The 24,057-nt window shown below is 72.8% G+C and carries 17 protein-coding genes and 1 pseudogene; 7 read left to right on the top strand and 11 right to left on the bottom strand.

The window, feature by feature from the left end; translation table 11 throughout:
- Nucleotides 1–169: 169 nt before the first annotated feature.
- Nucleotides 170–1,240 (top strand): DUF2637 domain-containing protein, encoded by a 1,071-nt coding sequence (locus tag ACTMTU_RS00435; protein ID WP_441261376.1) that lies wholly within the window; start codon nucleotides 170–172, stop codon nucleotides 1,238–1,240.
- Nucleotides 1,241–1,367: 127 nt separating this feature from the next.
- Here ACTMTU_RS00435 and ACTMTU_RS00430 read toward each other — a convergent pair whose 3' ends face one another.
- The 4 genes and pseudogenes from ACTMTU_RS00430 to ACTMTU_RS00415 form a co-directional block, all read right to left on the bottom strand.
- Nucleotides 1,368–1,799 (bottom strand): ATP-binding protein, encoded by a 432-nt coding sequence (locus tag ACTMTU_RS00430; RefSeq protein ID WP_441261375.1) that lies wholly within the window; start codon nucleotides 1,797–1,799, stop codon nucleotides 1,368–1,370.
- A gap of 311 nt (nucleotides 1,800–2,110) precedes the next feature.
- On the bottom strand, nucleotides 2,111–3,853 hold the full coding sequence (locus ACTMTU_RS00425) for a pyruvate dehydrogenase (RefSeq protein WP_441261374.1): 1,743 nt from the start codon (nucleotides 3,851–3,853) through the stop codon (nucleotides 2,111–2,113).
- Nucleotides 3,854–3,988: 135 nt separating this feature from the next.
- A pseudogene (locus ACTMTU_RS00420) lies at nucleotides 3,989–4,978 on the bottom strand (protein phosphatase 2C domain-containing protein); the annotation flags it as partial.
- A gap of 1,335 nt (nucleotides 4,979–6,313) precedes the next feature.
- Nucleotides 6,314–10,057, bottom strand: coding sequence for a S8 family peptidase (locus tag ACTMTU_RS00415; protein WP_441261373.1), 3,744 nt, complete (start codon nucleotides 10,055–10,057; stop codon nucleotides 6,314–6,316).
- A gap of 186 nt (nucleotides 10,058–10,243) precedes the next feature.
- On the opposite strand from ACTMTU_RS00415, the gene ACTMTU_RS00410 reads away from it, so the two are divergent.
- Together ACTMTU_RS00410 and ACTMTU_RS00405 are read left to right on the top strand one after the other, a co-directional pair.
- Nucleotides 10,244–11,236 (top strand): helix-turn-helix domain-containing protein, encoded by a 993-nt coding sequence (locus tag ACTMTU_RS00410; protein WP_441261372.1) that lies wholly within the window; start codon nucleotides 10,244–10,246, stop codon nucleotides 11,234–11,236.
- 17 nt (nucleotides 11,237–11,253) lie between these two features.
- Nucleotides 11,254–11,739 carry a DUF456 domain-containing protein gene (locus ACTMTU_RS00405; protein WP_441261371.1) on the top strand — a complete coding sequence of 162 codons (486 nt, stop codon included), beginning with the start codon at nucleotides 11,254–11,256 and terminating at the stop codon, nucleotides 11,737–11,739.
- A gap of 980 nt (nucleotides 11,740–12,719) precedes the next feature.
- Here ACTMTU_RS00405 and rsgA read toward each other — a convergent pair.
- Nucleotides 12,720–13,838 (bottom strand): ribosome small subunit-dependent GTPase A, encoded by a 1,119-nt coding sequence (gene rsgA / locus ACTMTU_RS00400; RefSeq protein ID WP_441261370.1) that lies wholly within the window; start codon nucleotides 13,836–13,838, stop codon nucleotides 12,720–12,722.
- Between the two features lie 418 nt (nucleotides 13,839–14,256).
- Between rsgA and ACTMTU_RS00395 the strand changes: the two genes are divergently transcribed.
- Nucleotides 14,257–14,877: a LysE family transporter gene (locus ACTMTU_RS00395; protein WP_441261369.1), complete on the top strand. Its 621-nt coding sequence runs from the start codon at nucleotides 14,257–14,259 to the stop codon at nucleotides 14,875–14,877.
- On the opposite strand, the gene ACTMTU_RS00390 is transcribed toward ACTMTU_RS00395, so the two are convergent.
- Nucleotides 14,867–15,913, bottom strand: a complete 1,047-nt coding sequence (locus ACTMTU_RS00390; protein ID WP_441261368.1) for a PHP domain-containing protein — start codon at nucleotides 15,911–15,913, stop codon at nucleotides 14,867–14,869. The genes ACTMTU_RS00395 and ACTMTU_RS00390 overlap by 11 nt on opposite strands.
- 334 nt (nucleotides 15,914–16,247) lie before the next feature.
- Here ACTMTU_RS00390 and ACTMTU_RS00385 point away from each other — a divergent pair, with 334 nt between their 5' ends.
- Nucleotides 16,248–16,685 (top strand): subtilase-type protease inhibitor, encoded by a 438-nt coding sequence (locus ACTMTU_RS00385; protein WP_441261367.1) that lies wholly within the window; start codon nucleotides 16,248–16,250, stop codon nucleotides 16,683–16,685.
- Between the two features lie 44 nt (nucleotides 16,686–16,729).
- On the opposite strand, the gene ACTMTU_RS00380 is transcribed toward ACTMTU_RS00385, so the two are convergent.
- The 3 genes from ACTMTU_RS00380 to ACTMTU_RS00370 all read right to left on the bottom strand — a co-directional run bounded on the left by ACTMTU_RS00380 (nucleotide 16,730) and on the right by ACTMTU_RS00370 (nucleotide 19,962).
- On the bottom strand, nucleotides 16,730–17,515 hold the full coding sequence (locus ACTMTU_RS00380) for a hypothetical protein (protein ID WP_441261366.1): 786 nt from the start codon (nucleotides 17,513–17,515) through the stop codon (nucleotides 16,730–16,732).
- Nucleotides 17,515–18,789, bottom strand: a complete 1,275-nt coding sequence (locus tag ACTMTU_RS00375) for a VWA domain-containing protein (protein ID WP_441261365.1) — start codon at nucleotides 18,787–18,789, stop codon at nucleotides 17,515–17,517. Before ACTMTU_RS00375 ends, ACTMTU_RS00380 begins: the two co-directional genes overlap by 1 nt.
- Before the next feature lie 156 nt (nucleotides 18,790–18,945).
- On the bottom strand, nucleotides 18,946–19,962 hold the full coding sequence (locus ACTMTU_RS00370; RefSeq protein WP_441261364.1) for a zinc-dependent alcohol dehydrogenase family protein: 1,017 nt from the start codon (nucleotides 19,960–19,962) through the stop codon (nucleotides 18,946–18,948).
- 263 nt (nucleotides 19,963–20,225) lie between these two features.
- On the opposite strand from ACTMTU_RS00370, the gene ACTMTU_RS00365 reads away from it, so the two are divergent.
- Together ACTMTU_RS00365 and ACTMTU_RS00360 are read left to right on the top strand one after the other, a co-directional pair.
- Nucleotides 20,226–21,116: a helix-turn-helix transcriptional regulator gene (locus ACTMTU_RS00365; RefSeq protein WP_441261363.1), complete on the top strand. Its 891-nt coding sequence runs from the start codon at nucleotides 20,226–20,228 to the stop codon at nucleotides 21,114–21,116.
- Nucleotides 21,117–21,235: 119 nt separating this feature from the next.
- Nucleotides 21,236–21,961: an SDR family NAD(P)-dependent oxidoreductase gene (locus ACTMTU_RS00360; protein WP_441261362.1), complete on the top strand. Its 726-nt coding sequence runs from the start codon at nucleotides 21,236–21,238 to the stop codon at nucleotides 21,959–21,961.
- 184 nt (nucleotides 21,962–22,145) lie between these two features.
- On the opposite strand, the gene ACTMTU_RS00355 is transcribed toward ACTMTU_RS00360, so the two are convergent.
- Nucleotides 22,146–23,363: a cation:proton antiporter gene (locus ACTMTU_RS00355; protein WP_441261361.1), complete on the bottom strand. Its 1,218-nt coding sequence runs from the start codon at nucleotides 23,361–23,363 to the stop codon at nucleotides 22,146–22,148.
- A 6-nt stretch (nucleotides 23,364–23,369) separates the two neighbouring features.
- Nucleotides 23,370–23,855, bottom strand: coding sequence for a cation:proton antiporter regulatory subunit (locus ACTMTU_RS00350; protein WP_441261360.1), 486 nt, complete (start codon nucleotides 23,853–23,855; stop codon nucleotides 23,370–23,372).
- Nucleotides 23,856–24,057: the final 202 nt, after the last annotated feature.

The following is a 24,057-nucleotide window of genomic DNA, read 5'->3' as shown; positions in this document are numbered from 1 at the left end:
AATTCGAACGCAACTCCCCCTGTTCACGTGTCAGTTCGAGCAGATCGCACCTATTCGCGTACGGGACGGCCCCGTTGGCGTTCTCTTGCTCGGAAAGCCCCTGGGTGTCCCCCGCGTTCGGCCAATATGGCGGCCGAAACGCCCTACCGCGATGCAAGGGACACCGCACATGAGACTGACCGACATATCGCTGGACTGGCTGCTTCCGGGCGCCGTGATGATCCTGGGAGTCCTGGCGGCGGTGGCGGTGCTCGCGCGCGGCAAGCGCGCCGGTGACAAGGCCGCGGCCGATGACTCCTGGGAGCGCAGCGAGGAACGCCGCAGGCGCAAGGAGGCCGTCTACGGAACCGCCTCCTACGTCCTCCTCTTCTGCTGCGCCGCCGTCGCGGCGGCACTCTCCTTCCACGGACTGGTGGGCTTCGGCCGGCAGAACCTGAACCTGACCGGCGGCTGGGAGTACCTGGTGCCGTTCGGCCTCGACGGGGCGGCCATGTTCTGCTCCGTCCTCGCCGTGCGGGAGGCCAGCCACGGTGACGCCGCCCTGGGCTCCCGGCTCCTGGTGTGGACGTTCGCGGGCGCGGCGGCCTGGTTCAACTGGGTGCACGCGCCCAGGGGCCTCGACCACGCGGGCGCACCGCAGTTCTTCGCGGGCATGTCGTTGTCCGCCGCGGTCCTGTTCGACCGGGCTCTGAAGCAGACCCGCCGGGCCGCGCTGCGCGAGCAGGGGCTGGTGCCCCGGCCGCTGCCGCAGATCCGGATCGTTCGGTGGCTGCGGGCGCCCAGGGAGACCTTCGCGGCCTGGTCGCTGATGCTCCTCGAGGGCGTGCGGACCCTGGACGAGGCGGTCGACGAGGTGCGCGAGGACCGGCGGCAGAAGCAGCAGAACCGGATGCGCCGACGCGACCGGGAGAAGCTGGAGCGCGCCCAGATCAGGGCCCTCAACAGGCAGCACCGCAGCTGGGGGCTGGGCCGGGCGGACCGAGGGGCGCAACTGCCCGCCCTCGGTCCGGCCACGGGCGGCTCCCAGCAGCCGGGCAGCTCGTCCTCGTCCGTCGTGGAGCCTGTCATAGCGGAGCCCGGACAACTGCCTCTGCGGGCCCGGCCGTCGCTCCAGGCCCTGAAGCCGGCCGGTCCCGAACCGGTCACGGTCGACCTCACGGCCGAGGACGACACGCAGGCGCTGCCACGTCTCGACTCCCTGGAACGCAAACTCAAGCATCTGGAGCAGCAGTTCGGCTGACGCCGAGCCGGGAGCGGCCCCGCGGCGGACCCTGCCAGGGTCCTCGGCCGGGCGTTCGGCAGGACGTTCGGCCGGGGTGTGCAACGGGAAGCCGCCGGCCGGCGGCCTCTGATACAGGGGCCGCTGGTCAGGCCGCCCCCGCGTGCAGCTCGAACCAGATCACCTTGCCCACCCCTTTGGCCGTGCGCACGCCCCATGCGTCGGCCAGGCGCTCCACCAGGACCAGGCCCCTGCCGCCCGTACCGAGGTCGGCGGTCGGTACGTCCCGCACGGGCAGCCCTGCCATGAAGTCCTGGACCTCCACATGGAGTCGTGAGTCCTCGACGGTGGCCGTCACCACCGCTCCGTGGTCGGTGTGTATCAAGGCGTTGGTCACCAACTCGCTGGCGAGCAGCTCGGCCACGTCTGCCGCGTCCGCCGTGCCGCCCTCCGCCCGCTCCGGCCACTTGCCCAGCAGGTCGCGTAACGCGTGCCGCACTTCGGGCACGGCCGTGAGATCGCCGTTGCCGAGTCTGCGATGCAGCCGGCCCCGGACCGCGCCCCCGTGACGTCCAGTCATCTTCCCCCACCCACATCGGAACGTGCCATGGCTTCGTAGCGTCACCGGATGCATGCCCCGCCCGGGGGACACCACTCATGCCGATTTCGTCAGTTCCCCGCCGGGAGGCCGATGTGTGGGGCCGCGCATCGCGGGAAGGGCGGTCGCCGCGAGTCGTTCACCTGCCCGCTGAGCCGCACGGACGCCGCGCCGGCCGGCCCGCACGCCGCCGACGCCATGCCGATGGCCGGACAAGCACGCTCCACCCGTTCTCGTCCCGGCGACCGGCGGCGCTGGACGGGCGCTTGTCCGTGGCCACCGGCCTTGCGCCGTCAGGGCCTCGGCACGTTCCGCAGGTTCGAGCGGGCCATCTGCACCATCCGGCCCACCCCGCCGTCCAGCACGATCTTGCTGGCCGAAAGCGCGAATCCGGTCACCATCTCCGCGCTGATCTTCGGCGGGATGGAGAGCGCGTTCGGGTCGGTGACGACGTCGACCAGCGCCGGGCCCTTGTGCTTGAAGGCGTCCTTGAGCGCGCCCGCGAGCTGCTTGGGCTTCTCCACCCGTACCCCGTAGGCGCCGGCCGCGCGGGCGACCGCCGCGAAGTCCGGGTTGCGGTAGGACGTGCCGAAGGACGGCAGCCCCGCGACCAGCATCTCCAACTCCACCATCGACAGCGACGAGTTGTTGAACAGCACGATCTTCACCGGCAGGTCGTACTGGACCAGGGTGAGGAAGTCGCCCATCAGCATGGTGAACCCGCCGTCGCCCGACATGGCGACGACCTGCCGGTCACGGTCGACGAACTGGGCGCCGATGGCCTGCGGAAGGGCGTTCGCCATCGAGCCGTGGCTGAAGGAACCGATGATGCGGCGGCGGCCGTTGGGTGAGATGTAGCGGGCGGCCCACACGTTGCACATGCCGGTGTCCACGGTGAACACGGCGTCGTCGTCGGCCAGTTCGTCGAGGACGGCGGCGACGTACTCGGGATGGACGGGGACGTGCTTGTCGACCTTGCGGGTGTAGGCCTTGACCACGCCCTCCAGGGCGTCGGCGTGCTTCTTCAGCATTTTGTCCAGGAACCGGCGGTCCGTCTTGGCCCGGACCCTCGGAGTGAGACAGCGCAGGGTCTCGCGCACGTCGCCCCACACGGCGAGGTCCAGCTTGGAACGGCGGCCGAGATGCTCCGGCCTGACGTCGACCTGCGCGATCTTGACGTCGTCCGGGAGGAAGGCGTTGTACGGGAAGTCCGTGCCGAGCAGGAGCAGCAGATCGCACTCGTGGGTGGCCTCGTAGGCGGCGCCGTAGCCGAGCAGGCCGCTCATGCCCACGTCGTAGGGGTTGTCGTACTGGATCCACTCCTTGCCGCGGAGCGCATGACCGACGGGCGACTTGATGCGCTCCGCGAACTGCATGACCTCGGCGTGCGCGCCCGCCGTGCCGCTGCCGCAGAAGAGCGTGACGCGCTCGGCCTCGTCGATCATCCGGACCAGCTTGTCAATCTCCGCGTCGCCGGGGCGGGCGGTGGGGCGGGTCGTGACCAGCGCGTGCTCGATCGACTTCTCGGGCGCGGGGCGGTCCGCGATGTCGCCCGGCAGCGACACCACACTCACCCCGCCGCGGCCGACGGCGTGCTGGATCGCCGTCTGGAGCAGCCGGGGCATCTGCTGGGGACTCGAGATCAGTTCGCTGTAGTGGCTGCACTCGCGGAACAGCTGGTCGGGATGGGTCTCCTGGAAGTAGCCGAGTCCGATCTCGCTGGAGGGGATGTGCGAGGCGAGAGCGAGGACGGGCGCCATGGAGCGGTGCGCGTCGTACAGGCCGTTGATGAGGTGCAGGTTGCCGGGCCCGCAGGAGCCGGCGCAGGCGGCCAGCCTGCCGGTGATCTGGGCCTCCGCGCCTGCCGCGAACGCCGCGACCTCCTCGTGCCTGACCTGGATCCAGTCGATGCCCGCGGTGCGGCGGACGGCGTCGACGACGGGGTTGAGGCTGTCGCCGACGACGCCGTAGAGCCGCTGGATTCCGGCGCGGACGAGGATGTCGACGAACTGCTCCGCCACGTTCTTCCTGGCCATGGGGTGCGCGCCCTTTCTTCGTGGAGGTCCCGGACGTCTGCGGGACGTCCGCCCGGGCCTCTCCGTACGTCGGGGCCCGTCGCTCCATCAACCCATGGCCGGGCCGGTCGCGCCCGTGCGGTTACGCCTGCGCGGTCATGCCTCCCATACCGCCACGGCCGTCCGGTCGTCCGCGTAGCCCTTCACCCTGAGCTGTGTATCGGCGAGGAACTGGGCCATCCCGGGCGGCTGCGGACCGCGCCAGCGCTCGGCGAGCTCCTTCGCGAGCGCCGCCTCGCCGCGCACCGGGGCCGCGAGTCCCGGGCTGCAGAGCAGCAGCGTGTCGCCCGGGCGGGCCACCGAGGCACGGAAGCGGAACGGCTCGGCCACCGGGGGCGGCGGGGACTCGATGTACGGCGCCGGGCCCGTGGGGATGCCGAGGTCCATGGTGAGCCGGTCACCGTCGGGCGTGGCCTCCGGCACGGCGGATCCGAACCCGACGACGGGTGCGCCGGTGACGTCGGCCCGGTCCGGTACGGGCGGCTCGAGATCCTGCCAGGCGCCGTCACGCAGCCGGAAGAGTCCGCCGCCGCCGACGCCGAAGAAGACGCGGGTGCGGCAGCCGGGGTCGGCGGAGAGCAGCAGACACCGCAGTCCGGCCGTGTACGCCTCCGGCTCCACACCGAGTTCGGCGGCGCGGGCGCGGAGCCTGCCCAGGCTGCGGTCGGTGAGCCGGTGCAGTCCCGACTTGAGGTCCCCGCGCCGGCCGGCCCTTATGTCCTCGGCCAGCCGTGCGTGACTGCGGCCGACGGCACGGCCGATCCACCGGCAGGCGTCGGCGGCGGCGAGATGAGCGGTGTCCGAACCGCGGATCCCGCCGGCCACGGCGACGAGCACCAGCGCGGCGGGCCCGGTGCCGAACCGGGCGGTGAGCAGGGCGTCGCGGCGCGGCTCACCACGGAAGCGCGCGGAGTCGCCCCGCACGGAGGCGGCCCGCAGCGTGTACGTGCCGTACCTGGCGCCGTCGAGCACCGTGTCGGCGACGAGCTGGTCCAGCGTGTCCGCCTCGGCGGCGGGCAACGCGGTCGGCTCCGCGTCGTAGGTGGGCGGCCCGTCGCCGACGACGCCACCGCGGGGCGCCTGCGCGGGGACGGCGGCCCGCGGCGCGGGTGAGGCGGGACCGCGTGGCGGCGTCCCGGCGCGCGCACCGCCCTCCCGGGAAGGCAGGCCTCCGGCGGCGGGTGGCGTCGAGGCGGGACCGTCGCCCCCGGCGGAGGCCGGGCTGCCGGCAGCGCGGGTGTCGGACGCGGGACCGGCCGGTCCCGCGTCGTCTTCACGTGGATCGCTCCCGGCGGCCGGCCCGTCCGGCCGGGGCGGCGGCCCTCCGGCAGGACGGGTCCCGGCAGCGGACCCGGACGCCGCGGTCCCACCGGCCGACTGCGCCGGCCCCGCCCCGTCCGCACGGGACGGCGGACCTGCGGCGGAACGGTCGACGGCACCGGAACCGGATGCCCTTGGCGCACCCTCACGCGGATCGTCGCCCACGGCCGCCCGGGGCGTCCCGTCCGGACGGGGCGGCCGGCCTCCGGTGGAACGGTCCCCGGCGCCGGAACGCGGCGCCCCCGGCGCACTGTCTCGCGGATCGCCGCCCACAGGCGGCTGCGCCGGCCCGTCCGGCCGGGGCGGCGCGCCGGGCGGGGGCTGGGACGCCGGTGCGGCGCCCGCCCCGCGCGGGTCTCCAGCGGCCGGTGCGGCACCGGACCCGTTGTGCGCCGCGTCTGCGCCGGGGTCGGTCCGGCGCCTCGCGGGTGGCTCGTGGCGGACAGGCGGCATGGAGCCGCCGTCCCTCGCCGCCTCCCCGGGCGGGCCCGCCACGGGGGCAGGCGGGGCGAGGGCCGCACCTGGCGGCTCGTCACGCACGAAGCCGTCAGCGACCACGTCACCGGGCGGCCGCTCAGCCTGCGCAGGAGCCGCGCCGGGTAAGCGCGTCGCCGGGGCGGGGGGAGGGAGAGCCGTACCCTGCGGCTCGTCCCCCACGCCGGGTCCGCCCGGTGCGGGAGACGGCGGAGGGCCCGCCGGGCGGGCGGGGACCGGAGGGGCCCCGGCCGCGGGGCCGTCGCCACGGACGCCCCGCTCCCCCACGCGCCCCTCGGGCGGTGACGGCGGGCGGTCCCACCACGCGTGCGGACGCGCGGTCACCGTGCCCGATGCCGAGTCGAAGCGGTCGTCCAGAGAATCGGCGGACGCGGTCGGGCGGCCGGTGTCCGGGGCGGAGTCGTCGTACAGCCGGCTCCACCAGTCGTCTTCGGTGGTAGGCCTGTTGGGCCTGTCCCCCTGCTCACTCATGCCCTTATTGTCGACCGCACCCAGGGCCAGAAAACGGGCATTGACGAAAAGACACCCGCCAAAGGTCCGCCGGGCGGCCCAACCCCCCACGGGAAGGACGCCCGGCGGACCGGTCGTGATCGGCGCGTCTGCGCGTCAGCGCACCGCGTAGGCGTCGACCACGAGCTGGGTGACGGAATTGCCGTGGGCGTCCGTCAGTTCGGTTCTCAGGGTGACCGCCTTGCCGGACGCGCCCGCGTGGTTCACGGTCGCGTTCCAGGTGCCGTCGCCCTGTCGTCCGGTGGCCGCCTCGGTCCAGGTCTGCCCGCCGTCGTACGAGTACGACAGCTTGGCGCCGGTGAGCGCGCCGGGCCGGTAACCGGCGTGCCCCGTGGCGCTCAGGCCGATCCGCAGGCCGTCGCTCGCGGCGACGGTCTTGAGGCCGTCCTCGGGGAGTTCGTAGTCCGGGAAGAGGAGCGGGATGCCCTGGGAGTACACGTTCTCGTCGAGCTTCGAACGGAACTTCCAGGTCGTCTCCAGATGGGTGGACCGCTTCCAGACCGCGGCCGGCGAGCCGATCTTCATCGTCATCAGGGTCAGTTCGTAGGCGGCGTCGCCGGCGGGGACCTCGTAGACACCGAACGGGTACGGGGTCCGGCCGACCTCCTCGCCGTCGCGGAGCAGGCGGGTGTTGCCGATGTCGCCGAACGACCCGGCCGATCCCACATGTTCGCTGTCACGCCAGAACGCGGGGGCCACACCGATGAGGTTGCCCTGACGCTCGGCTGCGAGGCCCTGCCGGCCCGGCGCGTCGAGGGGCGCGGCCGGGGCGAGCACGCCGCCGTACCAGCTCTCCTCACGCCGTTCGCCGGGCTCGTACGTGCGGGCCGGGTCGGACATGAGCTCGCCCCAGGGGAAGCTGGAGGAGACGTGGTGTTCCCACCGCGTGTCACCGGGGGTGTAGAACTCGGCGCGCTCGCCGGGCGCCGGCACCAGGTCGATGCCGGAGAGGGACGCCTGGATGCCGCTGGGGCTGTACGCGACGACGACGTCCCGGTAGTCGGCGGCGACGCCCATCGCGCGGTACGTGGTGTCGTTCCTGGCAAGCTTCGTGTCGCGGACCCGGTAGGTGCGGTCGGAGGCGATGGGGCCGCGCTCGGGGAAGCTCAGGTTGTAGACGTACGGGCTCTTGGCGGTGGCCTTCCAGCGCAGGGAGACCGGGCCGTCTGCCAGCCGCTCGAGCAGGAGTCGCGCCTCCTCGGCCTCGATGCCGATGACCGGGCGCGGGGCGGTGCCGTAGCCGATGGAGGGCAGGTACATGCCGGGCGCGTCGCGGTGCACGACGACGGCGAGTGCGCCGGCCGCCTTGGCGTTGCGTGCCGCGGTGGCGGCGCCGATGCCACCGTCGGGGACGTGCACGAGGGCGAACTTGCCCTTGACGCCCGCCGCTTCGAGCTCCGCGGGCGTTCCGGTGCCCGCGTCGACGAGGCCCGCGGTGCCGGTGCCGTCGAGATTGACCGATCCGGTGCTCGCGGCGACGGCACGCAGTCGGGGGCCGCCCTCGACGGTGAGTTCGTCGATCAGCGGGGCGTAGGCGCGCCAGTAGCTGGCGAACTCGAAGTCGCCGTTCTTCGCACGGCCTTGGACGTCGGCGTAGAAGCCGGTGACCGTGCGGCCGCCGGTGATCGTGCCGGCGTGGAGCCAGGTGTCGTCCCAGCCGCGGGCGAAGCCGAGCGTGCCCATCCGGACCTCGGAGCCGCGGTCGGTCTCGATGCCGAGGCGGTGCGCCTTGCGCGCGTCGAGCACGACGGTCGTGTCCTTCGTCAGTTCGATCTCGGGGCGGCCGAGGTAACTGACGGTGCCGTCGCCGGACGTGACGAAGGAGGAGAGGAAGTACGAGCCGGGGCGGAGCCGGTAGACCTGGTCGGCGGCGCCGTCGTTGAAGCGGCGTTCACCGGTCGCGTCGTCGGTTCCGATGACGTCCAGCGAGGACGATCCGGCTGCGGGCTCGCCCTCGCGGTCGACGAGCTTGACGCGCAGGCTGACCGTTTCCGGCTGCACGTACAGCGAGAACGGCGTGGAGACGGTGACGCCGCCACCGGTGGCGACGACTCGGCCGGTGATGTCCCCGTACTGGGCGCGGTCGATGCGCGCCGACGGGTCCAGGGTCAGGGGGACCTTGACGGTCGCACCGGCGGGGACGGTCACGGCACGCGCGCCGAGCCCGGCGATCCCGGATCGCACGGGCGAGCCGTCGTTGCCGGTCACCTTCCGCACGGCCAGGTCGAGGCGCACGGGCTTGTCGCCGCTGTTGGTGTAGGGGATCTGGACGGTGGTCCGGTCGCTGTCGTCCTGGGGCCAGTTGAAGGTGCCGCCCTGGACGGCGGGCGCGCCGGTCACGGTCGTGTCGACTGCCGCCTTCACATCGAGCCGGCCGCCGCCGGTCTCGCGTACGTCGCCGGGGACGGACGACTTGGCGGAGGACACCAGCGCGGCCTTGATCTGCTGCGCGGTCCAGTCCGGGTGGCGCTGCTTGACGACCGCGGCGGCGCCGGCGACGTGCGGGGTGGCCATGGAGGTGCCGGACATCGACCGGTACGCGTACGGTCCCCGGCCGCCGGCCGCGGCGGCCGAGATGGCGACGCCGGGCGCGGCGATCTCGGGCTTCAGCGTGTGGGAGACGATCGCGGGTCCCCGGCTGGAGAACTGGGCCGTGCTGTCGTCGCGGTCGACGGCGCCGACCGTGAGGACGCCGGGCACGCAGCCGGGCGACGAGACGGTGTTGTGCGACGGGCCCGCGTTGCCGGCGGCGACGACGAACAACGTGCCCTCGGTGCGGGCGAGTTCCTCGGCCGCGGTGCTCATCGGGTCGGTGCAGTCGGTCGGCTGCGGGCTGCCGAGGCTCATGGAGACGACGTCGGCCTTCTGGTCGACCGCCCACTGCATGCCGGCGATGATCCAGGACTCCGCACCGTTGCCGTAGTCGTTCAGGACCTTGCCGCTGAGCAGCTCGGCACCGGGGGCGACGCCCTTGTTCCTGCCGCCGCTCGCGGCGCCGGAGCCGCCGACGGTGGAGAGCGTGTGGGTGCCGTGCCCATGGCTGTCGCCGGGGGTGTCGGAGTCGGTGAAGTTCTCCGCGGCGGTCACCCGGCCCTTGAGGTCGGGGTGTTCGGCGTCGACGCCGGTGTCGAGCACGGCGACCTTGGTGCCCTTGCCGTCGTATCCGGCGGCCCAGGCCAGATCGGCCGCGACCTGCTGTGTGGAGCGGTCGAGGGTGGCCTCGACCTTACGGTCCAGCCACAGCTTCTTCAGTCCGGCGGCCGCCCGGGAGCGGGTGTTCGTGACGTCCGCCCAGAAGTCGGCCGCCTGCTTCTTGTCCGCCTTGAGGGCGACCCCGCCGACGGCTTCCAGTACGAGCCCGCGCTTCGCGCCGCGCGGGACGGCCGGGGCCGAGCGGGCCACGTCGCCGCCGTAGGTGGCGATCAGCGGCAGTGCCGAGGTGTGCGCGTCGTCGTAGCCCTGGCGGACCAGCCCGGTGACGTTGAAAAGCTGCTCGTCGACGGTGCCGGCCGCCAGCGCGGCGGCGGCGCCCTCCGGGTAGACGTACAGGTCCTGACCCGAGCGGCGGGTCTGCGTCGTGGCCGTGGTGCCGTCGGGACGCGGCAGTACGGTGGCGGACGGCGCGCCTGAGGCGTCCCGGCCGACGAGGACACGGTCCCCGGTCACGAGCGTGACCGTGACCGGCCGCTCCCCCTGCCGTGCGGCGGCCTCGCTGCCGACCAGTGGTCTCTTCTCGGTCGCCCCGTCCTGCGGCCCTGCGGCCGCCGACGGTGCGATCGCCGTGACGGCCAGCACGGCGGCTGTTGCCGCCCCCAGTGCCGTACGCGATATCGGGCGCATCGCTCTCCCCATCTGAATCCGGCCACAAAAGGGCACAAAGGCCCCGCTGCCGGAGGCTGTTGGTGCTGCGGTGGCGGCCACATTGGCAGAGCGGCGGCCGATGCGGGGATGATGTCCGAGGCGGGTTCACGCCGTGGCCGATTTCCGCCACGGCGGCGGACAGGCGCACGTCCGGGGAGGGATTCCGTGCTGGGAGCGATAGGGCTCGACGAAAGACAGGAGTCGGCGTACCGCGCGCTGGTGGCGCTGGGGGCCGCCGAGATCTCCGATCTCGCACGCCGGCTTGCGATGCCGGAGCCGGACGCGGAGCGGGCCCTGCGCCGGCTGGAGCAGCAGGGGCTGGCCGCGCAGTCGTCCGCGCGCACCGGCCGCTGGGTGGCGGCGCCGCCCGGTGTGGCGCTCGGCGCCCTGCTGACGCAGCAGCGGCACGAACTGGAGCAGGCGGAACTGGCGGCGGCGCTGCTCGCCGAGGAGTACCGGGCGGAGTCCGACGAGCCGGCCGTCCACGACCTCGTCGAGGTGGTGACCGGGGCGAGTGCCGTGGTGCACCGCTTCGGACAGCTTCAGCTCGGCGCGACGGAGGAGGTCTGCGCGCTGGTCACCGGCAACCCCATAGCCGTCAGCGGCATGGACAACGACGCCGAGGAGAACGCCACGTCCAGGGGCGTCGCGTACCGGGTCGTCCTGGAACGCGAGGTGCTGACGAAGCCCGACGGCATCACCGAGCTGTCGGCGGCCCTGAGCCGTGACGAACAGGTCCGGGTGGTCGACCGGGTGCCGACGAAGCTCGTCATCGCCGACCGCACCCTCGCGATGGTGCCCCTGACCGGCCGCGGCGCCGAGCCCGCCGCGCTCGTCGTCCACGCCAGCGGGCTGCTGGAGTCGCTGATGGGCCTCTTCGAAGCGGTCTGGCGTGAGGCGCTCCCTCTGCGGCTGGGGGTGCGCGGGATCGAGGAGGACGTCTCCGGCCCGGACACCACGGACCTGGAGATCCTCTCGCTCCTCCTGGCCGGCATGACCGACGCGAGCGTCGCCAAGCAGCTGGACCTGGGGCTGCGGACCGTGCAGCGCCGGGTCAAGGGGCTGATGGAACTCACCGGCGTGACCACCCGCCTCCAGCTGGGCTGGCACGCCTACGCGAAGGGCTGGGTGGCGCGCGACCTGCACGACCGCCCCTGATCCTGCACGCTTGGCATGTGGGCGTATGGCAGCTCCTCATGGTCGGCGGGGTGATGCTGCTGGGTCTCCTCGGGGTGATCGTCCCGGGCGTCCCGGGGCCGTGGCTGGTGTGGGCCGCCGTGCTCTGGTGGTCCCTGCACGTACGGACGGGCCTGGCGTGGTGCCTGCTCGTCGGCGCGACGGCGGTCCTGCTCGTCAACCAGGTCATCGTCTGGCTGCTGCCGAACCGCCGACTACGCGGCCTCGGCATCACCCGCCGGATGGCCGCGTCGGCGGGCCTCGGCGCGCTGGCCGGATTCGTCCTGCTGCCCGTCATCGGCGCGGTGCCGGGCTTCGTGGGCGGCATCTACGGCTCGGAACGCCTCCGGCTGGGCGGCCACGGCCCTGCGACGGCCTCGACCCGCGCGGTGATGCGCGCGGCGGGCACGAGCGTGCTGGTGGAACTCATGGGGTGCTTGCTGGTGGTGGGTGCGTGGGTGGGCGCGGTGCTGGCCGGCGGCTAGCACCGGGCCGGCCCGGGCGCCCGCCCCTTCCCCACGGCGGGGGCCGGCGCGCTGCGCGGGGCCTTTCCCCACCCCGCCCCTTCCCCACGGCGGGGGCCGGCGCGCTGCGCGGGGCCTTTCCCCACCCCGCCCCTTCCCGAAACCGGGGCAGGCCCCGGACCCCGTGGGGGCTGAAGCCCCCAGCCCCCTCCCGTGGGGAGGGGAAGGGGTTTGTGGAGGCCGGCGCCCCCACACCCCATGACGGCAGCTTCGCGCCGCGCCAGGCCTCCCCCCGCCCCCGCAGCGTACGTGCCGGAACGGACACCGACCCGGCCCGGGCCCCGGACCCATGGGTGCTGACGCCCCCAGCCCCCTCCCGGGGAAAGGGAGAAGGTTTGGCGGGGCTGACGCTCCCACTACCCCCATCACGGCAGCTTCGCGCCGCGACAGGTCCCTGCCCGCCCGCCGATCGAAAAGCCACCGGCGCGGGGTCAGGGGCCGCGCCACTCGCGGTCCCGACGCCAGCCGCGCCGCCCCAAGTCAGGACCGCCGTCCTGACGGGCCAGCAGGCCGAAACGCGCCCCTGCGGACCACCGGCCGGAAGGGGCGGCACGGGCGGAAGGGGGGCGGGGTCGTAGGAGGGGGGTGTCCGGAAGTAAAGCGTCGCAACTCGCGCGAAGCGCGGTGAGGACAGCCATTCCGGGCACCCCCCTCCGGAGGCCCCGTCGCCCGCACCACCCACCACGGTGGCCACGCCCGCAAGGGCGCACCGCACCCGCACGGGACGGGCGCACGGGCGACACGCCCCCGTGCCGGCCACGCCCCGCGAGGCGCACCACCCCCAGGCCTGGCCACGCCCCGCGGGGGCAACACACGACCGGGCCGCGCCGGGCCGCGTGGCCCCACCCCGTGCCGGACTCCGCCCGCAGGGCGACACGGGCCACGGACATGGCCCACCGCCCCGCCAGGGGCGACACGCGCTGGGCCGGGCTTCGCCCGGGTCAGCGGAGGCGCCCCCGTTTGGCCTCCATCGCCGCCTTCCCCTGCGCGCCCTTCAGTTTCCAGTCGCGCCGGATCTCCGCCCGCAGCCTCGCGTCCGTCTTGGCCACGATCCGCTGGTTCTCCCGGATCAGCTTGCGGTAGCTGTCGAGCCGCCGTTCCGACAGCGTGCCGTCCTCGATCGCGCCGAGCACGGCGCAGCCGGGCTCCGCCTCGTGGGCGCAGTCGTGGAAGCGGCACTGCGCGGCGAGGTCCTCGATCTCGGAGAACACCTGGTGCACGCCGGCTTCGGCGTCCCAGAGTCCGACGCCCCGCAGCCCCGGCGTGTCGATGAGGACTCCGCCGTCGGGCAGGACGAGCAGGTTGCGGGTGGTGGTGGTGTGCCGGCCTTTGCCGTCGACGTCACGGGTGGCCTGGACGTCCATGACGTCCTCGCCGAGGAGCGCGTTGGCGAGGGTGGATTTGCCCGCTCCGGAGACGCCGAGCAGCACGCTGGTGCCGCCGGAGACGATGGCGGTGAGGACCTCGACGCCTTCGCCTGTGGTGGAGCTGACGGGGACGACCTGGACGCCGGGCGCGGTGGTCTCGACGTCCTGTACGAGGTAGGACAGCCCGGTGACGTCGGGGACGAGGTCGGCCTTGGTGAGGGCGATCAGCGGCTGCGCCCCGCTTTCCCACGCCAGGGCGAGGAAGCGTTCGATCCGGCCGAGGTCGAGTTCGACGGCGAGCGAGACGCAGATGACGATGTGGTCGATGTTGGTGGCGAGCACCTGGCCTTCCGACCGCTTGGACGACGTCGACCGCACGATGGCGGTGCGCCGCGGCAGGAGGGTCCGTACGAACCGGGGGTCGCCGTCGGGGTCGACGGCGACCCAGTCGCCGGTGCAGACGACCTGCATCGGGTCGCGGGGGGTGACGAATTCGGTGTCGGCGCGCAGCGGACCGCGCGGCGTGACGAGGTCGCACTGGCCGCGGTCGACGCGTACGACGCGGCCGGGCAGCAGGCCCTGGGCGGCGTACGGTGCGAATTCGGCTTCCCAGGCCGGGTCCCACCCGTACGGGGCGAGCGTGTCCTGGGCGGCAGAGGTGGTGGAAGACGTGTGGGGCTGGGTGTTGAACAAGGGGAACCCTTCGAAGGGCGGCCCCGGCAGCGCGCGCTCCGCGCGCGGACGTCGAGTGGGTGTCAGCCGGAGGCCACAGGGGTGGAAACGATGATGAACCTCTGAACGCGGGCGGCGCCCGTCACCGTGACAGTCATCAATGTCCTCACCTCCTGCTCGTCTTCTTCTCGACGAACCAACACCGTTCGGCCGGGTACGACGAACTGCCGCGGCCCGGAACGAGCAGAACGATAGCGGCGCCCCGGGGCGGTGCGCCAGCTATTTGTGCGACCCGTTCCGTGCGCCGGCTCACGGCGTCCGGCGGTCTCGGCTTCGAGGCCCGTCGGCCTCGTCGCGTGGGTCGGAAATCGCCTTGACCGGCCGTTCGGCCCGGCAGTTGGATCGGCGCAGTCGGAGTGCGCCCATCACGGGGGAAGTTGTGTACGACATCTTGATCTCGGGCGCGCTGGCCGGTCTCGGCATCGCCATGCCGGTCGGCGCGGTCACCGTCATGATCGTGACGCTTTCCGCGCAGACGTCGTTGCGTACGGGTCTCGCGGGCGCGATGGGGACGGCGACGGCCGACGGTCTGTACGCGCTGATCGCCGCGTTGACGGGCGCGGCGCTGGCCGGCCTGCTCCAGCCCGTCGCGCAGCCCATGCGGTGGACGGCGGCGGTCGTGCTGCTCGTCCTCGCGGCGAAGGGACTGGCGGACGCCGTCCGCCGCTCGCTCGATCCCGGGCCGGTCCAGCGGGTGGAGGAAAGGCGGCCGCTCCACGCGTACTTGCAGTTCCTGGGGCTCACTGTCCTCAACCCGCTGACCATCGTCTATTTCTCCGCCCTGGTGTTGGCGCTCCGCAACGACGACTGGCCTCCGATGGGCGGCCTGCTGTTCGTCGTCGCCGCGTTCGCCGCGTCGGCGGGCTGGCAGGCACTGCTGGCCGTCGGCGGGGCGCTGGTCGGTCGTGTCCTCACCAGCGACAAGGGGCGTCTGACCACAGCGCTGATCGGCAACGGGGTGATCGTCTTCCTGGCGGTCCGTCTGATGTTCAGCGGTTGACCCGGCCTGCGGCGGGCGGTCGCCTGGTCCGGGTCCACTCGAGGACCTCGTCCGCCGTCCAGGTGTTGATCACCCGCTCCACCGGCACCCCGCACTCCTCGGCGCGGGCGCAGCCGATGATCTGCCAGTCGAGCTGTCCGGGCGCGTGGGCGTCGGTGTCGACGGCGAAGAGGACGCCCGTCGCGACGGCGGAGCGGAGCAGCCGGCGCGGCGGGTCGCGCCGTTCGGGGCGGCTGTTGATCTCCAGGGCGGTGCCGTGCTCGGCGCAGGCGCCGAACACCTCGTCCGGGTCGAACTGCGACTCGGGCCGGGTGCCACGGCCGCCGGTGACGAGCCGTCCGGTGCAGTGGCCGAGGACGTCGGTGAGCGGGTTCTCGACGGCGCGGACCATCCGCCGGGTCATCGCGGCGGAGTCCATGCGGAGTTTGGAGTGGACGGACGCGACGACGAGGTCGAGGCGGTCCAGCAGTTCGGGATCCTGGTCGAGGCTGCCGTCGGGGAGGATGTCGCACTCGATGCCGGTGAGGAGCCTGAAGGGCGCCCATTCCTTGTTGAGTTCGGCCACGACGTCGAGTTGGGCGCGCAGCCGTTCCGCGGTGAGCCCTTTGGCGACGGTGAGGGTGGGCGAGTGGTCGGTGAGGACGGCCCATTCGTGGCCGATGGCGGCTGCCGCACGGCCCATCTCGTCGATGGGGCTGCCCCCGTCCGACCAGTCGGAGTGCAGGTGGCAGTCGCCGCGCAGCGCGGCGCGCAGGGCGCTGCCGCCGTCGGCGAGCGGCGCCCCGGCCTCTTCCTCGAGCCGCTGGAGATACGCGGGGGTTCCGCCGGCGAGGGCCTCCTCGATCACACGGGCGGTCTTGGGACCGATTCCCTTGATCTTGACGAGCGTTCCGGCCTCGGCATGGCCGGCGATCTCCTGCGCGTCGAGTTCGGCGAGGGCCGCGGCGGCGGTGCGGAAGGCGCGGACGCGATAGGTCTCCGCGAGTGAGCGTTCCAGGAGGAAGGCCACCCGGTTCAGGGCCTCGACCGGTTCCATCGTCACCTCCCTGGGCTCCTCAGCTCAGTGAACCCCGATGCCGACCGGTCGTCCAACGCGGGAGCAACACAGGCCTGAACATCGCCACACCTTTCAATCAACGGTTCAAGAATTCGTGAGCCTTATATTCAATTGCTCAACCACCTCGAACGTCTTTCTTCGGCCGATTCGGCAACCTACTGAACCGCTGGTCAGCATCGCCGACCCGGTCACCGCCTGCCCTCCGGGCATCACCGGGCGTGACCGAAACCGTGCACAGGGCCAAGCGTTCTTCACCGCGGTGAGTAAGACTCCCGTCCGATTTCCGAAACAACGACCCCAAGGAGTGTTCGAAATGCGGTACATCGCCAGAGGCCTCGCGCTCGCAGCCACCACCACGCTGGCTCTCGTCGCGGCGCCCGCCGTGGGGAGCGCGAACTCCGCGCAGCCCGGGCCGGAGAGGCTGTACCCGCCGTCGGCCCTCGTGCTGACCGTCACGACAGGGGAAGACGCGGCGGCCGGGACGGTGCTGCGCGCGGTGACGCTGAGCTGCACGCCCACGGCGACCGGCACCCATCCCGCCGCGAAGGCCGCCTGCGCCGAACTCCGCGCCGCGGAGGGCGCTTTCGACGCCATCACCACACGGGACCCGAGCGTCGTCTGCACCAAGCAGTGGGATCCGGTGACGGTGACCGTGGACGGCGTGTGGAACGGCACGCGCGTCGACTACGCCCACACCTTCGGCAACGCGTGCATCCGGAGCAGCGGCAGCGGCGTGCTCTTCGACTTCTGAGGCGGCCGGGCGGCCACGGCGGAACGCCGTGGCCGCCCGGGGACTCACACGCCCGGCGGCATCCGCGAGGGGCGGCCGGCACCCCGGGTGAGCACGTAACCGCCGACGCCCGCGAGCGCCGCGAGCAGACCGCCGGCGCCGGTCCAGATCCAGCGGTCGGACCACCGGCCGGACGACCAGTCCAGGACCGCCTGTTCCTCGTTGCGCCGTTCGTCGGCCGAGACGCCCGGCACCAGCGGCTCGGCGAGCGCACCGTCGACCGCGTACGCCCCGCCCGCGTCCTTGGACACCGCCTCGACCTCCGCGGCGACGGGGAGGCCGAGGTCCTCCTCCGGGAGACCGGTCACGGTCAGGCGTATGTAGTAACTGCCGGGCAGCGGGTCGTCGGCCCACGGCTCGGCCAGCGACCGGACGGTCCGCAGGGTGCACGACAGTTCCACCGACGTGGCGTCGGCGGCCGCCGTCCGGGCCTGCATGCCGTACGTGCAGGCCTGGCGGCGGCGCAGCCCGTCGTAGACGTCGATGCGCCACGTCGAGGCGCCGTGCCGTTCGGCCGACTCGGGCAGCGTGACCCGGGCCTTGACGGTGGGCTGCTGCTCCGCGTCCGCGGGGAACACCCAGTACAGGTAGTCGCCGCTCGACGCGTTCGCCGTGGCCTTCTGGTCCTGCTCGATCGGGGTGGCCGTACGGAAGCCGGTACCGGCCTCCGTGGGGGCCCGGTCGTCACCTTCGGGGCCGGGCGACGGGCTGTCCGCCAGGGCGGCGGCCGCCGGGCCGAACAGCGCGGCGGCGGTCAGTGCGCCGACCGTCAGTATGCGTGCGATACGCATCAGTTGGTCCTCCAGACGGCGATACGCCAGCGCGAGACCCAGCCCCAGAGCAGACCGGCCACGAAGCCGGCCAGTACCAGGACGCCCAGCAGCCACCAGCCGCGCCCGAGGCCGAACGCGGCCACGTCGGAGGCCGCTTCGGGTGCGTCGACCACGTCCACGGTGAGTTCCACAGGCAGTCCGGGCTCGGTCTTGACGGCGGGCGGCGCGGAGAAGGAGTTGCTCACCTGGAGGCACACGGTCTCCGCGGCGGGCTTGACGCCGTCGGCGTCCTCGAGCTCCGGCTTCGGGTAGCGAAGACCGGTCGAGATCAGATCGGTACGGCCGTCGCCGGCCTCGGAGCCGCGGACGATCTCACGGCCGTGGACGGTGACGGCGCGCAGCAGCACCCCGTAGTCCTTGTTGACCGCGCGGTCGGCGCCGACGCTCACGGAGGCGCGCAGCTCCTGGCCGGGCAGCACGTCCACCCGGTACCAGCGGTGCTCGCCGAACTTCTCCCGGTCCGTGTACAGACCCGGTTCGAGCTGGGGTGCGTCGCGGCACTGGCCGGCGCCCTGCGTGGCGACGGGCGTGACCACCGGGTCGGCGGCCCGGTCGACCAACTGGCTCACCCGGTCGGAGAGTTCGTCGGTGTGCTGGACCGACGTGTACGTACCGCCGGTGGCCTCCGCGATGCAGCTGAGCTGGGCGCGGGTCTTGGCGTCGGGCACCAGGCCGAGGGTGTCGATCACGAGGTGGATGCCCTTGGCCGCGATCTCCCGCGCGACCTCGCACGGATCGAGCGGTGCGCAGGTGTCCTCGCCGTCGGTGATGAGCACGATCCTTCGGGTCGCGTCACCGCCTTCCAGATCCTCCGCCGCACCCAGCAGCGCCGGGCCGATCGGTGTCCATCCGGTGGGCGCGAGGGTGGCGACGGCGGTCTTCGCCTCCGTCCGGTCGAGCGGCCCCACGGGGTAGAGCTGCCGGGTGTCCTTGCAACCGCGCTTGCGGTCGTCGCCCGGATAGTCGGCCCCGAGCGTGCGGATGCCGAGCCGCACGTCTTCCGGGACGGCGTCCAGCACCTCGTTGAAGGCCTGCTTCGCGGCGGCCATACGGCTCTTGCCGTCGATGTCGCGGGCACGCATCGATCCGCTGACGTCGAGCACGAGCTCGACCTTGGGGGATTCCTTCGCCACCGGTTCGTCGGCGGCGGCGATGCCTGTCGGGAACAGCCCGGCGACCAGGACTGCGAGGAGCACGCAGATCCGGGCCGCGGGCCGTCTTCTTATGATCATCAGCGGATCGTATTGACGATCTCCAAAGGAACCAAAACGAGACGGTGTTGAGGCCGGGTGCGCGCCGGGCCCGACCGCGGGGCGCACGGTCGGGCCGGCGGTTCGCGGGGTCGCGAGGGGGACGACGAGTGTCCCCGTGGGAGCCGCGGCCCGGCGTCAGGGCTTGAGGAGTGCCTTGATGGCACTGCGTTCGTCCATGGCCTTGTAGCCCTCGGCCACCTGCTCCAGCGGCAGGGTGAGGTCGAAGACCTTGCCCGGGTCGATCCGGCCGCTCAGGACGCGCTCGATCAGGTCGGGCAGGTAGCGGCGTACGGGGGCGGGGCCGCCGCGCAGACCGACGTGGGAGAAGAACAGCTCCTGGCCGTCGACGGCGACCTCGTGGGGCACGCCGACGAAGCCGACGTTGCCGCCGGGACGCGCGGAGTGCAGGGCCTGCTGCATGGCCTCGGCGGTGCCGACGCACTCCAGCACGCTGTCCGCTCCGATCCCGTCGGTGAGGTCCTTGATCCGGGCGATGCCCTCCTCGCCGCGCTCGGTGACGATGTCGGTGGCGCCGAACTCCAGGGCGAGCTCCTGACGGGAGGCGTGGCGGCTCATCGCGATGATCCGCTCCGCACCCATCTCCTTCGCGGCGATCACCGCGCACAGCCCGACCGCTCCGTCGCCGACCACCACGGCGGTGGAACCGGGCCGGACCTCGGCGGCGTCGGCCGCGTACCAGCCGGTGCCCATCACGTCGGAAACCGCCAGCAGGCCGGGCCAGAACTCCTCGCCCGGCACCCCGTCGGTGGCGACCAGGGTGCCCTGAGCGTTGGGGATACGCACGTACTCGGCCTGGCAGGTGCTCATGAATTCGCGCTTGAGGCAGTTGGACTGCCATCCGTTACGACAGTTGGCGCAGGTGTTGTCCGAGGTCGCGAACGAGCCGACCACGAACTGGCCCGGCCTGACCGCGGTGACCTCGGACCCGACCTCCTCGACGAAACCGACGTACTCGTGCCCCATCGGGTGCGCCTCGTCGGTGGCGTCCAGGCCCCGCCAGGGCCACAGGTCGGACCCGCACACACAGGTGACGGCCGTGCGGATGACCGCATCCGTCGGCTTCAGGATCATCGGGTCGTCCAGGGTCTCGAAGCGCACATCGCCGGGGGCGTGGATCACTGCTCCGCGCATGGGGAAGTCCTCACGTTCTTTGAAGGGTGGTCCGGGGAGGCCCTTCGGGCCGCCGCAACCGGTGCGGGTACGGACCGGGGGACGCGTAAGGGCCCCGTTGCCCTTCGCGTGCTGTGGGCCGGTTAACCCCTCGGGGCGGCTGCGCCGCTCCGGGAGTGCCCGCATTCCAGGTAACCGCTCGTCCCTGCGGTGAGCGAGATACCAGCGAGAGGTGTACCGCCAGTACATCCCTTCCGCGGCGGGCAGGCCGTACGGTCGAAGACATGGACAACCGTGAGGAGGTCCGCGAGTTCCTCACCTCGCGGCGGGCGAAGATCACCCCGGAGCAGGTCGACCTGCCGGCCGGTTCCCGACGGCGTGTGCCCGGGCTGCGCAGGAGCGAGGTCGCCGCGCTGGCCGACATGAGCGTCGAGTACTACGCGAAGCTGGAGCGCGGCAACCTGGCGGGCGCCTCCCCCGCCGTCCTGGAGGCCGTCGCCCGCGCCCTGCAACTGGACGACACCGAACGCGCCCACCTCCTGCACCTGGCCCGGGCCGCCGACGGCTCCGACGCCCTCACCCGCCCCCGGCGCCGCGCCGCCACCCGGCAGTGGACCCCGCACCGCAGCCTGCAGTGGACCCTCGACGCGATCACAGCCGGGCCCGCAGTCGTGACCAACGGCCGCATGGACGTCCTGGCGGCCAACCCCCTCGCCCGTGCTTTCTACACCGACCTGTTCGCCGACGGGGACAACCAGCGGAACCTGGCCCGCTTCAACTTCCTCGACCCGGCCTCCCGCCGGTTCTACCCCGACTGGGAGCTGTTCGCCGACATGGCGGTGGCCATCCTGCGCCGCGAAGCCGGCCGCGACCCCCACGACAAGGGCCTCCACGACCTCGTCGGGGAGCTGTCCACCCGCAGCAAGGACTTCCGCACCCGCTGGGGCGCCCACAACGTGCGCCGCCACGGCACCGGCACCAAGCGGTTCCGCCACCCCTCGGTCGGCGACCTCACCCTCGCCTACGAATCCCTGGACCTGGCCGCCGAACCGGGACTCGGCATGACCATCTACACGGCCGAACCCGGCTCCCCCTCGGAAGAGGGACTACGCCTGCTCGCCTCCCTCGCCGCCACCGAGAACACGGGCCCGGCAGCGCGGCACCCCACCGCCTGAAAGCACCCCACCGGCCCGCGCGGACGCCGTCATGCGCGGCACGTGCCGCCGCCGCACACGAGCAGAAGGAGACAAGCCGTGCAGAAAGCAGCCGAGCACGAATACGCGGCGGTGCGGCGGTGAGCCGCATCCTGGTGACCGGCTCCACGGACGGCCTGGGCCGGGCCACCGCGGAGGCACTGCTGACCGCCGGGCACCAAGTGGTGGTACACGCCCGCAACCCTCGGCGGGCAACCGCTCTGCGACCGCTGCTCGACCGCGGCGCGGAGGCCGTCACCGGCGACCTCACCGAGCGTGACGCCGTACGGCGGATCGCCGCCGCGCTGAATGACGCCGACCCGCTGGACGCGGTCGTCCACAACGCCGGTGTATGGAGCGGGCGGGCCGTCATGCCGGTCAACATCATCGCCCCCTACCTGCTCACAGCCCTGCTTCCGGCGCCGCGCCGACTGGTGTACCTGAGCAGCGGCTCCCATTTCAGCGGGCGCCCGGCCGTGCGGGGAGTCGACTGGGCCGGCGAGAGCGCGGGCTCCTACGCGGACAGCAAGCTGTTCGTCACCACGCTCGCCGCCGCGGTGGCCCGCCTGCGTCCCGATGTGCGGAGCAATGCGGTCGACCCGGGTTGGGTGCCGACCAGGATGGGCGGTCCGGGCGCTCCGGACGATCTCGAACTCGGGCATGTGACACAGGAGTGGCTCGTCACCAGCGACGACCCCGAGGCCCTGACCACGGGCGGCTACTGGTACCACCAGAAGCTCAGGCAGCCGCACCGCGCCGTCCATGACGAGGCGTTCCAGGACCAGCTCCTCGAGGCACTGGCCGAGGAGACCGGCACGGCGCTGTGAACGGGGGGCGGTGAGGACAGCCGTTCCGGGCACCCTCTCCGGACGCCCCCGCAGGAGTAACGACCCCGTGCCGGACGCGGCCCGGCCCGGAAGCACTACGCCCGGAAGGGGCGACGCCGTCCGGGCCGGGCCGGCCCGGACGAACCGGGTCACGCCCGGAGGGCGTCATTCCCCCGCGGCCCCGTCAGGTCGGGGTCGACGCCGTGTCGGCCGTTTCCAGTGGCACGGCCGGCTCCTTCGGCGCCGGCGCCGGCGTCCGCAGGAAGCGGCGCCCGATCGGCTCCGTCCACCGCGCCGTCAGCGGCCCGATGATCACAAGAATCAGGACGTACGCCGTGGCCAGCGGCCCGATCCGGGGCTCGACCCCGACCGCGAGGCCCGCGATGACGATGGAGAACTCACCGCGGGCGACCAGCGTGCCACCCGCTCGCAGCCGTCCGCGTGGCCCGATCCCCGCGCGACGGGCCGCGTACCAGCCGGTGGCGATCTTCGTGAGCGCGGTGACGACGGCCAGGATCAGCGCGGGGACGAGGACCGGCGGAATGTCCGCCGGGTCGGTCGACAGGCCGAAGAAGACGAAGAAGACCGCGGCGAACAGGTCCCGCAGCGGCGCGAGAAGGTTGTGCGCGCCCTCGGCGACCTCGCCGGACAGTGCGATTCCGACGAGGAACGCGCCGACGGCGGCGGACACCTGGAGTTCCTGCGCGATGCCGGCGACGAAAAGGGTCAGGCCCAGGACGACCAGCAGCAGCATCTCGGGGTTGTCGGAGGAGACGGCCCGGCTGATGAGCCGGCCGTGGCGCAGTGCGACGTAGAGGACGATGCTGACCGTGCCGAGCGAGATGAGCAGGGTGAGGCTGCCGCCGGCGAGGCTGAGGCCGGCGAGCAGGGCGGTCAGCAGCGGCAGGTAGACGGCCATCGCGAGGTCCTCGATGACGAGGACGCCGAGTATGACGGGCGTTTCACGGTTGCCCAGCCTGCCGAGGTCGCCGAGGACCTTGGCGATGACGCCGGACGACGATATCCAAGTGACACCGGCGAGCGCGACGGCGGCCACCGGTCCCCAGCCGAGGATCAGTGCGGCCACCGCGCCGGGGAGGGCGTTGAGGACGAAGTCGACGATGCCGGAGGGGTACTGGGTCTTGAGGTTGGTGACGAGCTCGGAGGCGCTGTACTCGAGGCCGAGGAGCAGCAGCAGGAGGATGACGCCTATCTCGGCGCCGGTGGCGATGAACTCCTCGCTGGCGTTCATGGGCAGCAGCCCGCCGTGGCCGAAGGCGAGTCCGGCGAGCAGGTAGAGCGGTATGGGTGAGAACCCGATGCGTCCGGCGAGCCTGCCGAGCAGGCCCAGGGCGAGGATGATCGACCCGAGTTCGATGAGCAGCGCGGTGGTGTCGTGCACGGGTGGCTATCCTCCGGTGATCAGTTCGGCAACGGCGTCGACGCCTTCGCGGGTTCCGACGACGACGAGCGTGTCGCCGATGGCGAAGCGGAAGTCGGGCGTGGGCGAGGGGAACGCCGCGGTGCGACGCAGTACGGCGACGATGGACGCTCCTGTGCGGGTGCGCGCCTGGGTGTCGGCGAGCAGCCGGCCGGCGTACGGGGAGCGTTTCGTGACCGGGATGTGCTCCGTCACGAGGTCGATCTCGATGTGCTGGTGCAGGTGGGCGACGGGGTCGGGGACGAGCAGTTTGGACAGCGCGGTCGCCTCGTGCGGCGCGAGCGCTGCGGCGTCCTTGCAGTTGTCGTCGTCCTCGGGATCGTGGAAGGCCAGGATGCGGCGGCCGTCCTGGTGCACGACGACGGACAGGTGCGCGCCGGCGTCGGTCTTGAGGTCGTACCTCGTGCCGACTCCGGGCAGGGGCGTTTTGCTGACGTGAGCGGTGGGTTCCATGGAGGGCTCCGTACGGGCGGTCGTCGGACTGTGTGCGGGCGGCTGTGCTGTCTGCTCCGGTGGTGCCGCTGGATGTCGCAGCGGCCACCGGAAGAGGATTCTGGCTCAACCGCCGTTCACCGGCGCCGACCGGCCGTGGACAGGGTCGGAGGGTCGGTCAGGTGAGTCGGGCGGACATGGTGGGGCCCGGCCGTCGGTCGCC

The organism is Streptomyces sp. OZ13, assembly GCF_052068155.1.
In the GTDB taxonomy this organism is placed as follows: Bacteria; Actinomycetota; Actinomycetes; order Streptomycetales; family Streptomycetaceae; genus Streptomyces.
Note: the sequence above shows the minus strand (reverse complement) of the source record. Positions and strands in the feature narration are given on the sequence as shown.